This window comes from Streptococcus mitis (genome assembly GCF_026782895.1).
Classification (GTDB): domain Bacteria; phylum Bacillota; class Bacilli; order Lactobacillales; family Streptococcaceae; genus Streptococcus; species Streptococcus mitis_CB.
In genome coordinates this window covers 1-14,703 of the sequence record NZ_JAKUXJ010000007.1, presented here as the reverse complement: position 1 = coordinate 14,703, position 14,703 = coordinate 1, and the positions used below count along the sequence as shown (strand labels likewise).

General features: G+C 41.8%; 11 protein-coding genes and 1 tRNA gene. 9 read left to right on the top strand and 3 right to left on the bottom strand.

Translation table 11 applies throughout. The annotated features are described in order from the left end of the window. From MK480_RS08805 to argS, 3 genes are all read right to left on the bottom strand, one after another. A partial coding sequence (locus MK480_RS08805) for an NAD(P)H-dependent glycerol-3-phosphate dehydrogenase (protein ID WP_268707545.1) occupies nucleotides 1-719 on the bottom strand: 719 nt, incomplete at its 3' end. A gap of 168 nt (nucleotides 720-887) precedes the next feature. Continuing rightward, nucleotides 888-1,133: a MarR family transcriptional regulator gene (locus tag MK480_RS08800; protein ID WP_084925354.1), complete on the bottom strand. Its 246-nt coding sequence runs from the start codon at nucleotides 1,131-1,133 to the stop codon at nucleotides 888-890. Nucleotides 1,134-1,435: 302 nt separating this feature from the next. Continuing rightward, a complete protein-coding gene (gene argS, locus MK480_RS08795) occupies nucleotides 1,436-3,127 on the bottom strand; it encodes an arginine--tRNA ligase (protein WP_153199340.1) in 1,692 nt (563 codons plus the stop codon). Nucleotides 3,128-3,262: 135 nt separating this feature from the next. Here argS and argR point away from each other — a divergent pair, with 135 nt between their 5' ends. The 9 genes from argR (at nucleotide 3,263) to MK480_RS08750 (ending at nucleotide 14,480) form a co-directional block, all read left to right on the top strand. Continuing rightward, complete coding sequence (argR, locus tag MK480_RS08790; protein WP_001231476.1) at nucleotides 3,263-3,709, top strand: arginine repressor; 447 nt, start codon at nucleotides 3,263-3,265, stop codon at nucleotides 3,707-3,709. Nucleotides 3,710-3,759: 50 nt separating this feature from the next. Next, nucleotides 3,760-6,294, top strand: coding sequence for a DNA mismatch repair protein MutS (mutS, locus tag MK480_RS08785; RefSeq protein ID WP_247953535.1), 2,535 nt, complete (start codon nucleotides 3,760-3,762; stop codon nucleotides 6,292-6,294). A 145-nt stretch (nucleotides 6,295-6,439) separates the two neighbouring features. Beyond that, on the top strand, nucleotides 6,440-8,146 hold the full coding sequence (patA, locus tag MK480_RS08780) for a multidrug efflux ABC transporter subunit PatA (protein ID WP_268707544.1): 1,707 nt from the start codon (nucleotides 6,440-6,442) through the stop codon (nucleotides 8,144-8,146). A 1-nt stretch (nucleotide 8,147) separates the two neighbouring features. Next, complete coding sequence (patB, locus tag MK480_RS08775; protein ID WP_268707543.1) at nucleotides 8,148-9,914, top strand: multidrug efflux ABC transporter subunit PatB; 1,767 nt, start codon at nucleotides 8,148-8,150, stop codon at nucleotides 9,912-9,914. Between the two features lie 138 nt (nucleotides 9,915-10,052). After that, on the top strand, nucleotides 10,053-10,742 hold the full coding sequence (locus MK480_RS08770) for a gamma-glutamyl-gamma-aminobutyrate hydrolase family protein (RefSeq protein WP_000124770.1): 690 nt from the start codon (nucleotides 10,053-10,055) through the stop codon (nucleotides 10,740-10,742). 170 nt (nucleotides 10,743-10,912) lie between these two features. Then, nucleotides 10,913-12,262 carry a glucose-6-phosphate isomerase gene (locus tag MK480_RS08765; RefSeq protein ID WP_000018268.1) on the top strand — a complete coding sequence of 450 codons (1,350 nt, stop codon included), beginning with the start codon at nucleotides 10,913-10,915 and terminating at the stop codon, nucleotides 12,260-12,262. Nucleotides 12,263-12,389: 127 nt separating this feature from the next. Beyond that, nucleotides 12,390-13,850 (top strand): glutamate--tRNA ligase, encoded by a 1,461-nt coding sequence (gene gltX, locus MK480_RS08760; protein ID WP_045606631.1) that lies wholly within the window; start codon nucleotides 12,390-12,392, stop codon nucleotides 13,848-13,850. 13 nt (nucleotides 13,851-13,863) lie between these two features. Then, nucleotides 13,864-14,298 carry a cytidine deaminase family protein gene (locus tag MK480_RS08755; protein WP_153209228.1) on the top strand — a complete coding sequence of 145 codons (435 nt, stop codon included), beginning with the start codon at nucleotides 13,864-13,866 and terminating at the stop codon, nucleotides 14,296-14,298. A 110-nt stretch (nucleotides 14,299-14,408) separates the two neighbouring features. Further along, a tRNA-Glu gene (locus tag MK480_RS08750) sits at nucleotides 14,409-14,480 on the top strand. The last annotated feature ends 223 nt before the right edge of the window (nucleotides 14,481-14,703 follow it).

The following is a 14,703-nucleotide window of genomic DNA, read 5'->3' as shown; positions in this document are numbered from 1 at the left end:
CTATAGGTCAATGGACTGGCCCCGAGTGCCACTCCTAGGCGGGTAATTTCTGCCAAGCCTCGAGCGATGATGGCTGCCTTGGCATTGTCACCAAATCCCAAACCATGTAAAGCTCCAGCACCGACAGCAATAATATTTTTAAGAGCACCAGCAGTTTCAACCCCGATAACATCCGTATTAGTATAAAGTCGGAAGTAGTGATTACTAAAGAGCTCCTGAACGTATTGAGCTGTTTGTAAATTCTTAGAAGCAGCAGTGATTAAAGTCAGGTCACGAACAATGGTTTCTTCCGCATGACTAGGTCCTGAAACAACGACAATATCACTGCGGAGATGTTCAGGAATTTCTTCTTCAAGGATGGTTGATAATCGTTTATGACTATCAGGCTCTAATCCCTTTGAAGCGTGCATGATGATAGCCTTATGATCCAAGGTTTTTGCAACTTGTTGGGCAACAAGTCGTGTCACTTTTGTTGGGACAACAAATAAAATCGCATCCACATCTTTTAATGCCTCTGCTAAGTCAGTGTAGGCAATGATATTTTCATCTAGAACGACATCTTTAAAGTAGTGCTTGTTAGTATGATAGGTATTAATTTCATTGATTTGCTCGGGAAGATTTCCCCAAATACGTACCTCGTGTCCATTGTCATTTAAGACTTGTGAAAGGGCAGTTCCCCAAGATCCAGGCCCCAAGACGGCGACGGTTTGTTTTTCCATGATTTCCTCCTTAATAGAGTCCTTTCCATTATTCTATCATATTCTAGAGGATTTTGCACTTGCATTGCTGGGGAGTGATGGCTTTGTTGCTTGAAAAATATACAAAAACCGAGCCTAAGTAATAAACTCTTAGTCTCGGTTTTGATATTCCTTAAAGAATAACTAGGTTTATTTCAATTGATCTGTAATGTCTTTTGATAGCAACATTCCCAGATGGTAAGTTTTATTGATGTAAGCAATGACATCATTGATATTTTCAGTCGTATGAATTTTTTCTTTGATGTTAGACCTGAATGTTTCATCCTTTAAAAGTTGTTCTTGGTAGAGTTTTTGCAGTCTCTCCTTCTCGTACTTATTGAGCAGAAAAAGGAAAACCAAGCTAATCACAACGAGGACATAAGCATATTGGCTCATAGGAAATCTCCCTGTATGATAAAGAAGTAGTAGTGAATAAATCGATTTAGTGGATCTAAAATAGCAGAACAAGTCAGCAAAACTTGATAAGATTTTTGATAGACCTCTAAACCTAATTACGTATAGGATTTGGTCTTAGTTACTTAGACTGTTTTACAATCAAGTAACTTGAAGATTACGACGTTTTAGGACATAAATCAATCATATTTATGTCCTAAAACTAGTGAAGCGCCTAGCCAAAGTCCGAATAGGATTTGGCGTTAGTTACTTAGATTGCTCTGCAATCAAGTAACTTTGGCGATTTACATCTTCTCTGGCGCTTCTACTCCAAGCAAGCGAAGGGCTTCTTTGAGAACGACTGCAGTTGCGTAGCTGAGAGCTAGACGGCTGTCGCGTTCGGGGCTATCATCCAAGATACGTGTATGTGCATAGTACTTGTTGAAGGCTTGAGACAGGCTAATTGCAAATTTAGCAATGATAGAAGGTTCAAAGTTATCCGCCGCACGGTTGATAATACGTGGGAAGTCTTGGATGAGTTTAATGATTTCCCAGCTTTCAGTATCATTCAAGCTATATTTTTCAGCTGTTTCAGGTTTGAAATCGACTTTGCGTAAGATAGATTGGATACGAGCGTAGGCATATTGAACATAAGGTCCAGTTTCACCTTCGAAGGATACCATGGCCTCTAGGTCGAAGTCGTATCCATTTGTACGGTCAGTCTTAAGGTCATAGAATTTAATGGCCCCAACCCCAACAGCATGCGCTACCTGGTCTTTGTTTTCAAGTTCAGGATTTTTAGCCTCGATTTGGGCTTTGGCACGACTAACAGCCTCTGCAACAGTAGGCTCTAGCAAGATGACATTCCCTTTACGAGTAGAGAGTTTCTTCCCTTCTTTTGTAACTAAACCAAAAGGAACGTGAGTAATGTCGTCACTCCAGCCATAGCCCATCTCTTGCAAGACAGCCTTGAGTTGTTTAAAGTGGGCAGATTGCTCTTGACCAACGACGTAGATAGATTTAGCAAATTGGTATTCGTTTTTACGGTAAAGGGCTGCAGCCAAGTCACGTGTGATGTAGAGAGTTGCACCATCAGATTTCTTGATGAGGGCTGGGTGTTCAATTCCATATTTCTCAAGATTCACAACTTGGGCACCTTCTGATTCAACAAGAAGGCCTTTTTCAGAAAGAATGTCTACAACTGCATCCATCTTATCGTTGTAGAAGGCTTCTCCATTGTAGCTGTCAAATTCGACTTGCAATTCATTGTAAAGGCGGTTAAATTCCACCAAACTTTCATCACGGAACCATTGCCAAAGAGCGAGAGCTTCTTCATCTCCATTTTCAAGTTTACGGAACCATTCGCGTGCTTCTTCATCCAAGCTAGGGTCATTTTCAGCTTCAGCGTTGATGCGGACATAGAGTTTAAGGAGTTCATCGATTGGATGAGCTTTTACAGCTTCTTCGTCACCCCATTTTTTGTAGGCAACAATCAGCATCCCAAACTGTTTACCCCAGTCTCCCAAATGGTTGACCTTGACTGTTTGATAACCGATTTTTTGGAAAATATGTGACAAGCTATCTCCGATAACAGTTGAACGTAGGTGACCAATAGAAAATGGTTTAGCAATATTGGGACTAGACATGTCGATAACAACATTTTTTTGTTTGCCAATAGTTTGGTCAGCATAGTGTTCTTTTTCAGTGATAACAGCTTGCAATACTTGAGCAGAAATGGCAGATTTATCAAGGAAAAAGTTGACGTAAGGTCCTGTTGCGACAACCTTTTCAAAGGCTTGGCTGTTAATTTTTTCAGCCAGTTCAGCCGCAATCATTTGAGGTGCTTTACGTTCTACTTTTGCAAGTGAAAAAGCAGGGAAAGCGATGTCTCCCATTTCTGAGTTTTTAGGGGTTTCCAGTAAATTTAAAATAGCCTCTTGGTCCAGGCTATCAATGACGCTAGCCAATTCGCTAGCAATCAATTCTTTTGTATTCATTAAGAGCTCCTTTTTGGACTTTTCTACTATTTTATCACAATTTTAAAGAAAGAAGAAAAAATTTTTGAAATCTCCTATTTTTTTGGTATAATATAGTTATAAAATTAGTTATAAATATGCATATAAGAGGATTTTATGAGAAAAAGAGATCGTCATCAGTTAATAAAAAAAATGATTACTGAGGAGAAATTAAGTACACAAAAAGAAATTCAAGATCGGTTGGAGGCGCACAATGTCTTTGTGACGCAGACAACCCTGTCTCGTGATTTGCGCGAAATCGGCTTGACCAAGGTCAAGAAAAATGATATGGTGTATTATGTACTAGCAAATGAGACAGAAAAGATTGATTTGGTGGAATTTTTGTCTCATCATTTAGAAGGTGTTGCAAGAGCAGAGTTTACCTTGGTACTTCATACCAAATTGGGAGAAGCCTCTGTTTTAGCAAATATTGTAGATGCAAACAAGGATGAATGGATTTTAGGAACAGTTGCTGGTGCTAATACCTTATTGGTCATTTGTCGAGACCAGCACGTTGCCAAACTCATGGAAGATCGTTTGCTAGATTTGATGAAAGATAAGTAAGGTCTTGGGAGTTGCTCTCAAGACTTATTTTTAACAAGGAGAGACGGAAAATGGCGACAGAAAAGCTATCACCGGGCATGCAACAGTACGTGGATATTAAAAAGCAATATCCAGATGCTTTTTTGCTCTTTCGGATGGGTGATTTTTATGAATTATTTTATGAGGATGCGGTCAATGCTGCGCAGATTCTGGAAATTTCCTTAACGAGTCGCAACAAGAATGCGGACAATCCGATTCCTATGGCGGGTGTCCCCTATCATTCTGCCCAACAGTATATCGATGTCTTGATTGAGCAGGGCTATAAGGTAGCTATCGCAGAGCAGATGGAAGATCCTAAACAAGCAGTTGGGGTTGTGAAACGAGAGGTTGTTCAGGTCATTACGCCAGGGACAGTTGTCGATAGCAGTAAGCCGGATAGTCAGAATAATTTTTTGGTTGCCATAGACCGCGAAGGCAATCAATTTGGCTTAGCTTATATGGACCTGGTGACGGGTGACTTTTATGTGACAGGTCTTTTGGATTTCACGCTGGTTTGTGGGGAAATCCGCAATCTCAAGGCGCGAGAAGTGGTGTTGGGCTATGTCTCGTCTGAGGAAGAGGAACAAATCCTCAGTCGTCAGATGAATCTGGTACTTTCCTATGAAAAAGAAGGCTTTGAAGACCTTCATTTACTGGATTCACGATTGGCACCTGTGGAGCAAGCGGCATCTAGTAAGTTGCTCCAGTATGTTCATCGGACTCAGATGAGGGAATTGAACCACCTCAAACCTGTTATCCGCTATGAAATCAAGGATTTCTTGCAGATGGATTATGCGACCAAGGCTAGTCTCGATTTGGTTGAGAATGCTCGTTCAGGCAAGAAGCAAGGTAGTCTTTTCTGGCTTTTGGATGAAACTAAAACAGCTATGGGTATGCGGCTCTTGCGGTCTTGGATTCATCGCCCCCTGATTGATAAGGAACGAATCGTCCAACGTCAAGAAGTGGTGCAGGTCTTTCTCGACCATTTCTTTGAGCGTAGTGATTTGACAGACAGTCTCAAGGGTGTTTATGATATCGAACGCTTGGCTAGTCGGGTTTCTTTTGGCAAAACAAATCCCAAGGATCTCTTGCAGTTGGCGACCACCTTGTCTAGTGTGCCACGGATTCGTGCGATTTTAGAGGGAATGGAACAGCCTGCTCTAGCCTATCTCATCGAACAACTGGATGGAATCCCTGAGTTGGAGAGCTTGATTAGCGCAGCGATTGCTCCTGAAGCTCCTCATGTGATTACGGAAGGTGGTATTATCCGGACTGGATTTGATGAGACTTTAGACAAGTACCGTCGCGTTCTCAGAGAAGGGACTAGCTGGATTGCTGAGATTGAGGCTAAGGAGCGAGAAAATTCTGGTATCAGCACGCTCAAGATTGACTACAATAAGAAGGATGGCTACTATTTCCATGTGACCAATTCACAACTGGGGAATGTGCCAGCCCACTTTTTCCGCAAGGCGACGCTGAAAAACTCGGAACGTTTTGGAACCGAGGAATTAGCTCGTATCGAGGGAGATATGCTGGAGGCGCGTGAGAAGTCAGCTAATCTAGAGTACGAAATCTTTATGCGTATTCGTGAAGAGGTCAGCAAGTATATCCAGCGTTTGCAGGTTCTAGCCCAAGGAATTGCGACAGTTGATGTCCTGCAAAGTCTCGCAGTTGTTGCTGAAACCCAGCATTTGATTCGACCTGAATTCGGAGATGATTCGCGAATTGATATCCAGAAAGGGCGCCATGCTGTTGTTGAAAAGGTTATGGGGGCTCAGACCTATATTCCAAATACGATTCAGATGGCAGAAGATACCAGTATTCAACTGATTACAGGGCCCAACATGAGTGGGAAGTCAACCTATATGCGTCAGTTAGCCATGACGGCAGTTATGGCCCAGTTGGGTTCTTATGTGCCAGCAGAAAGCGCCTATTTACCTATTTTTGATGCGATTTTTACTCGTATCGGAGCAGCAGATGACTTGGTTTCAGGTCAGTCAACCTTTATGGTAGAGATGATGGAAGCTAACAATGCCATTTCGCATGCGACTAAGAACTCTCTCATTCTCTTTGATGAATTGGGACGTGGAACTGCAACTTATGATGGGATGGCTCTTGCTCAGTCTATCATCGAATATATCCATGAGCACATCGGAGCTAAGACCCTCTTTGCGACCCACTACCATGAGTTGACTAGTCTGGAGTCTAGTTTACAACACTTGGTTAATGTCCACGTGGCAACTTTGGAGCAGGATGGGCAGGTCACCTTCCTTCACAAGATTGAACCAGGACCAGCCGATAAATCCTACGGTATCCATGTTGCCAAGATCGCTGGCTTGCCAGCAGATCTTTTAGCAAGGGCGAATAAGATTTTGACTCAACTGGAGAGTCAAGGGGGAGAAAGTTCAAGTCTGATGAGGCAAACAAGTGCTGTCACTGAACAGATTTCACTCTTTGATACGGCAGAAGAACATCCTATCCTAGCAGAATTGTCTAAATTGGATGTTTACAATATGACACCTATGCAGGCTATGAATGTCTTGGTCGAGTTAAAACAAAAATTATAAAGAATGAATTCCTTGTCATTCTAGCTGTATCAAGGAGACTTCTTTGACAAGTTCCCACTTTTTTGCTAGAATAACATCACACAAACAGAGTGAGAAGGAGCTGACGCATTGTCGCTCCCTTTTGTCTATTTTTTAAGGAGAAAGTATGCTGATTCAGAAAATAAAAACCTATAAGTGGCAAGCCCTGGCCTCGCTACTGATGACAGGCTTGATGGTTGCTAGTTCACTTTTGCAACCGCGTTATCTGCAGGAAGTGTTAGACGCCCTCCTTGCTGGAAAATATGAAGCTATTTATAGTATAGGGGCTTGGTTGATTGGTGTGGCCGTGGTCGGTCTGGTTGCTGGTGGGGTCAATGTTATCCTTGCAGCCTATATTGCTCAAGGAGTTTCATCCGACCTTCGAGAGGATGCCTTCCGTAAAATCCAAACCTTTTCTTATGCCAATATTGAACAATTTAATGCGGGAAATCTAGTCGTTCGAATGACAAATGATATCAACCAGATTCAGAACGTCGTCATGATGACCTTCCAAATTCTTTTCAGACTCCCCCTCTTGTTCATCGGTTCGTTTATCTTGGCGGTTCAAACCCTACCTTCTCTGTGGTGGGTGATTGTTCTCATGGTAGTCTTGATTTTTGCCTTGACTGCTGTCATGATGGGAATGATGGGGCCTCGTTTTGCCAAGTTTCAAACCCTTCTTGAACGCATCAATGCCATTGCCAAGGAAAATCTGCGCGGTGTTCGTGTGGTCAAGTCCTTTGTCCAAGAAAAAGAGCAGTTTGCTAAGTTTACAGAGGTATCAGACGAGCTTCTTGGTCAAAACCTTTACATTGGTTATGCCTTTTCAGTAGTGGAACCCTTTATGATGTTAGTCGGCTACGGGACGGTTTTCATCTCTATTTGGCTAGTTGCAGGAATGGTTCAGTCGGATCCGTCAGTTGTTGGCTCCATTGCTTCCTTTGTCAATTACCTAAGCCAGATTATCTTTACCATTGTTATGGTTGGATTTTTGGGAAATTCTGTCAGTCGTGCCATGATTTCTATGCGTCGTATTCGAGAAATTCTTGACGCAGAGCCAGCCATGACCTTCAAGGATGTCCCAGATGAAGAGTTGGTCGGCAGTCTTAGCTTTGAAAATGTAACCTTTACCTATCCAATGGACAAGGAACCGATGCTGAAAGATGTGAGCTTTACTATCGAACCTGGTCAAATGGTTGGTGTAGTTGGAGCGACTGGCGCAGGAAAGTCAACCTTAGCTCAATTGATTCCACGTCTCTTTGACCCACAGGCAGGGGCTATCAAAATCGGAGGTAAGGATATTCGAGAAGTGAGTGAAGGAACCCTGCGTAAAACAGTTTCTATCGTTCTCCAACGTGCCATTCTCTTTAGTGGAACGATTGCAGATAACTTGAGACAGGGTAAGGGAGATGCTACTTTATTTGAAATGGAGCGCGCAGCCAATATTGCTCAAGCCAGTGAATTCATTCATCGTATGGAGAAAACCTTTGAAAGTCCAGTTGAAGAAAGGGGAACCAACTTTTCAGGTGGGCAAAAACAAAGGATGTCGATTGCCCGTGGAATTGTCAGCAATCCACGTATTCTGATTTTTGACGATTCGACCTCAGCCTTGGATGCCAAGTCAGAGCGCCTGGTTCAGGAAGCCTTGAATAAGGACTTGAAGGGAACGACAACCATTATCATCGCTCAAAAGATTAGCTCGGTTGTTCATGCAGATAAAATCTTGGTTCTAGATCAAGGACGATTGATTGGTCAAGGTACGCATGCAGACTTGGTTGCCAACAATTCCGTTTACCGTGAAATCTACGAAACACAGAAAGGAAAGGAGGAGTAAAATGAAGACAGTTCAATTTTTTTGGAATTATTTTAAAGTCTATAAGCTATCATTTGTAGTTGTTATCCTGATGATTGTTCTGGCGACTCTTGCCCAAGCTCTCTTTCCGGTATTTTCTGGACAAGCGGTAACAGAGTTAGCTAATTTAGTTCAAGCTTATCAAAATGGCAATCCAGAACTTGTTTGGCAAAGCCTATCAGGAATCATGGTCAATCTTGGCCTGCTGGTTTTGGTTCTATTTATCTCTAGTGTGATATACATGTGTCTCATGACGCGCGTGATTGCAGAGTCGACCAACGAGATGCGCAAAGGCCTCTTCGGTAAGCTTGCTCGCTTGACGGTTTCTTTCTTTGACCGCCGACAAGATGGCGATATCTTGTCTCGTTTTACCAGTGATTTGGACAATATCCTCCAAGCCTTTAACGAAAGCTTGATTCAGGTCATGAGCAATATTGTTTTATACATTGGTCTAATTCTTGTCATGTTTTCGAGAAATGTGACGCTGGCCCTCATCACCATTGCCAGCACACCAGTGGCCTTCCTTATGCTGATTTTTATTGTAAAAATGGCACGCAAATACACCAACCTCCAGCAAAAAGAGGTAGGGAAGCTCAACGCCTATATGGATGAGAGTATCTCAGGCCAAAAAGCTGTCATTGTGCAAGGAATTCAAGAGGATATGATGGCAGGATTTCTTGAACAAAATGAGCGCGTGCGCAAGTCAACCTTTAAAGGAAGAATGTTCTCTGGAATTCTGTTCCCTGTCATGAATGGGATGAGTCTGGTTAATACAGCCGTCGTCATCTTTGCTGGTTCAGCTGTACTTTTGAATGATAAGTCTATTGAAACTAGTACAGCCCTAGGTCTGATTGTTATGTTTGCCCAATTTTCACAGCAGTACTACCAGCCTATTATCCAAGTTGCAGCTAGTTGGGGAAGCCTTCAGTTAGCCTTTACTGGGGCTGAACGGATTCAGGAAATGTTTGACGCAGAGGAAGAAATCCGACCTGAAAAGGCTCCAATCTTCACTAAGTTGCAAGAAGGTGTTGAAATCAGTCATATTGATTTTTCATACTTGCCTGATAAACCTATTTTGAAAGATGTTAGCATTTCTGCCCCTAAAGGCCAGATGACAGCAGTTGTTGGTCCGACAGGGTCAGGGAAAACGACTATTATGAACCTTATCAATCGCTTCTATGATGTTGATGCTGGTGGTATTTATTTTGACGGCAAAGACATCCGTGACTATGATTTAGATAGTCTTAGAAGCAAGGTGGGAATTGTTTTGCAGGATTCGGTCTTATTTAGCGGAACGATTCGAGACAATATCCGTTTCGGTGTGCCAGATGCTAGTCAAGAAATGGTTGAGGTAGCAGCCAAGGCAACCCACATTCACGACTATATCGAAAGCTTACCTGATAAGTACGATACTCTTATAGATGATGACCAGAGCATCTTTTCAACAGGACAGAAACAATTGATTTCTATCGCTCGAACCCTGATGACAGATCCAGAAGTTCTCATTCTAGATGAAGCCACTTCGAACGTAGATACGGTGACAGAAAGTAAGATTCAGCATGCCATGGAGGCGGTTGTAGCAGGTAGAACTAGTTTCGTCATTGCCCACCGTTTGAAGACCATTCTCAATGCTGATCAGATTATTGTCCTTAAAGATGGAGAAGTCATTGAACGCGGTAACCACCATGAACTCTTGAAACTAGGTGGCTTCTATTCAGAACTCTATCACAATCAATTTGTTTTCGAATAAGAAAGAAGTTGTCCTATGTGGGCAGCTTTTTCTTGTCCATAAAAAATATTTATCACAGCCTTAAAAAAAACATATTAGACGAAAGGTGTTTTGAGTGATATGATAGGACTATCGTTAACATTCGAAAGGAGAGGCATCATGGCTAGAACGGTTGTAGGAGTTGCTGCAAATCTATGTCCCGTAGACGCAGAAGGTAAAAACATTCATTCATCTGTATCTTGTAGATTCGCAGAGAGCATTCGTCAAGTCGGTGGTCTCCCTTTAGTCATTCCTGTTGGTGATGAGTCAGTTGTACGCGATTATGTAGAAATGATTGACAAACTTATCTTGACAGGCGGTCAAAATGTCCATCCTCAATTTTATGGAGAGAAAAAGACCATCGAGAGCGATGATTACAATCTGGTTCGTGATGAGTTTGAACTGGCCCTCTTAAAGGAAGCTCTCCGCCAGAATAAACCAATTATGGCAATCTGTCGCGGTGTCCAACTTGTCAATGTTGCCTTTGGCGGAACCCTCAATCAAGAAATCGAAGGCCACTGGCAAGGCCTACCTTTCGGAACATCTCACTCTATTGAGACAGTAGAAGGAAGCGTGGTGGCTAAGCTATTTGGAAAAGAAAGTCAGGTTAACTCAGTTCATCGTCAAAGTATTAAAGATTTGGCACCTAATTTCCGTGTAACTGCTATTGATCCAAGAGACCAAACCATCGAAGCGATTGAGTCTATCGATGAGCACCGCATTATCGGTTTGCAGTGGCATCCAGAGTTTCTGGTCAATGAAGAAGATGGCAATTTAGAATTATTTGAATATTTATTGAATGAACTGTAACGACTGGAACATCTAGTCGTTCTTTCTTTTATTTTTTCAAAATTTTTGGAATGTGGGATTTTTACGCAAACGTTTGAATTCTGATAAAAATTGGAGAAATTCGACAAAAAAACTTGAAAAAAACGAAGGTAAGCGTTATGATAGAAAAGAAGAAATATTGGAGGAATAACATGTCACATATTAAATTTGATTATTCAAAAGTTTTAGACAAATTTGTTGCACCACATGAAGTGGAATACATGCAATCACAAGTAACAGCAGCAGATGAATTGATCCGTAAAGGAACTGGTGCTGGTAGCGACTTCTTGGGATGGTTGGACCTTCCTGAAAACTACGACCGCGAAGAATTTGACCGCATCTTGAAAGCTGCTGAGCAAATCAAATCAGACAGCGATGTTTTGGTTGTAATCGGCATCGGTGGATCTTACCTTGGTGCGAAAGCAGCAATCGACTTCTTGAACCACCACTTTGCTAACTTGCAAACAAAAGAAGAACGCAAGGCTCCACAAATCCTTTACGCAGGAAATTCAATCTCATCTACTTACCTTGCTGACTTGGTAGAGTATGTTGCAGACAAAGACTTCTCAGTAAACGTGATTTCTAAATCAGGTACAACAACTGAACCAGCGATTGCTTTCCGTGTCTTCAAAGAACTCTTGGTTAAGAAATACGGTCAAGAAGAAGCCAACAAACGTATCTATGCAACAACTGACCGCCAAAAAGGTGCTGTTAAGGTTGAAGCAGACGCTAACGGTTGGGAAACATTTGTTGTTCCAGATGATATCGGTGGACGCTTCTCAGTATTGACAGCCGTTGGTTTGCTTCCAATCGCAGCATCAGGAGCTGACATCAAAGCCCTTATGGAAGGTGCGAATGCAGCTCGCAAAGACTACACTTCAGATAAAATCTCTGAAAACGAAGCTTACCAATACGCAGCAGTTCGTAACATCCTTTACCGTAAAGGCTATGCAACAGAGATCTTGGTAAACTACGAGCCATCACTTCAATACTTCTCAGAATGGTGGAAACAATTGGCTGGTGAATCAGAAGGAAAAGACCAAAAAGGTATCTACCCAACTTCAGCCAACTTCTCAACTGACTTGCACTCACTTGGTCAATTTATCCAAGAAGGAACTCGTATCATGTTTGAAACAGTTGTTCGTGTTGACAAACCTCGTAAAAACGTGATTATTCCTAGCTTGGAAGAAGACCTTGATGGACTTGGTTACCTTCAAGGAAAAGACGTTGACTTTGTAAACAAAAAAGCAACTGATGGTGTTCTTCTTGCCCACACAGATGGTGATGTACCAAACATGTACGTGACTCTTCCAGAGCAAGATGCTTTCACTCTTGGTTACACAATCTACTTCTTCGAATTGGCTATCGCTCTTTCAGGTTACTTGAATGCTATCAACCCATTTGACCAACCAGGTGTTGAAGCTTACAAACGTAACATGTTTGCCCTTCTTGGAAAACCAGGATTTGAAGAATTGAGCAAAGAACTTAACGCACGTCTATAATAGAAGAAAAGAGTGGCTTGTCCACTCTTTTTACTCTCTTTATCCATAGAAATTGGCCTCAGCCAAGACTTGTGATATAATATAGAGAGCAAAAAGGCAGACGCCTAGAGACTTTATAGGAGAAACTATGTCAAAAGATATCCGCGTACGTTACGCACCAAGTCCAACAGGACTACTACACATCGGAAATGCCCGTACAGCATTGTTCAACTACCTTTATGCACGTCATCACGGTGGAACTTTTATTATCCGTATCGAAGATACTGACCGTAAACGCCATGTCGAAGATGGTGAACGTTCACAACTTGAAAACCTTCGTTGGTTGGGTATGGATTGGGACGAAAGTCCAGAAACACATGAAAACTACCGCCAGTCTGAACGTTTGGACTTGTATCAAAAATACATCGATCAATTGCTAGTTGAAGGAAAAGCCTACAAATCTTACGTTACAGAAGAAGAGTTGGCAACTGAACGCGAACGCCAAGAAGCAGCTGGTGAAACACCTCGCTACATTAACGAATACCTTGGTATGAGTGAAGAGGAAAAAGCAGCTTACATCGCAGAACGTGAAGCAGCTGGTATCATTCCAACAGTTCGTTTGGCGGTCAATGAGTCAGGTATCTACAAGTGGCATGATATGGTTAAAGGTGATATCGAATTTGAAGGTGGCAATATTGGTGGTGACTGGGTTATCCAAAAGAAAGACGGTTACCCAACTTACAACTTTGCCGTTGTCATCGATGACCATGATATGCAAATTTCTCACGTAATCCGTGGAGATGACCACATTGCTAATACACCAAAACAGCTCATGGTTTATGAAGCACTTGGTTGGGAAGCTCCAGAGTTTGGTCACATGACCTTGATTATCAACTCTGAGACTGGTAAGAAGTTATCTAAACGTGATACTAATACACTTCAATTTATCGAAGATTACCGAAAGAAAGGTTACCTTCCAGAAGCAGTCTTTAACTTTATTGCTCTTCTTGGTTGGAACCCAGGTGGCGAAGATGAAATCTTCTCTCGTGAAGAACTCATTAAACTTTTCGATGAAAACCGACTCAGCAAGTCTCCAGCAGCCTTTGACCAGAAAAAACTGGACTGGATGAGCAATGACTATATCAAGAATGCAGATTTAGAAACTATCTTTGAAATGGCAAAACCATTCCTAGAAGAAGCAGGTCGATTGACTGACAAGGCTGAAAAATTAGTTGAGCTCTATAAACCACAAATGAAATCAGTAGATGAGATTATCCCATTGACAGATCTCTTCTTCTCAGATTTCCCAGAATTGACAGAAGCAGAGCGCGAAGTCATGGCGGGGGAAACAGTCCCAACAGTTCTTGAAGCCTTCAAAGCAAAACTTGAAGCGATGACAGATGATGAATTTGTAACAGAGAATATCTTCCCACAAATCAAAGCTGTTCAAAAAGAAACAGGTATTAAAGGAAAAAATCTTTTTATGCCTATTCGTATCGCAGTTTCAGGTGAAATGCATGGACCAGAATTACCAGATACAATTTTCTTGCTTGGACGTGAAAAATCAATCCAGCATATCGAAAATATGTTAAAGGAAATCTCTAAGTAAGAAGGGTACAATAATGGACATCTGGGAAAAGATGTACGAAGAAGCACAGAAATTGTATAATCCACATGAAGTATCTGATTTTGTTTATGCTAATCATGTCGTTGCCGCAGTAGAAGCAGAAGATGAACAAATATTTACAGGATTCTGTATGGAGGGAACATGTGGTGTTTTCCATCTCTGCGCAGAGCGGGCAGCACTCTTCAATATGTACCAATTCTCGGGACAAACTAAGGTTAAAAAAGTCTTAGCCTTTCGAGAGCAACCACCTTATGGTGGAAGTTCGGGTATGCCTTGTGGCGCATGCAGAGAGTTCCTCTTAGAGTTGAACGTTGAAAATAAAGAAGCAGAATTCATGATGGACTACAATACAAGAAAGACAGTGAAAGTCGCAGAACTAATCCCATATTGGTGGGGAGAAGAACGTGCTTCTAAGTTTAATAATCAATAGAAGAGTCAGTATAATTCTGGCTCTTTTTACTTAATTTGAAAAAAACAGAAAAAGTTGTTGACAAGTCTGAAAAAGTCTGTATAATAGTAAGAGTTGAAAATAACAGCTCAGGTCCGTTGGTCAAGGGGTTAAGACACCGCCTTTTCACGGCGGTAACACGGGTTCGAATCCCGTACGGACTATGGTATGTTGCGGATGGAACACTTGATGAAAAAAGATTAAAAAAGTTTCAAAAAAGTGTTGACAAGCGAAAGCACCTGTGATATACTAATATAGTTGTCGCTTGAGAGAAGTGAGTGACAAAGACCTTTGAAAACTGAACAAGACGAACCAATGTGCAGGGCACTACAACTAAGGTTGTAGTACTGAACAATGAAAAAAACAATAAATCTGTCAGTGACAGAA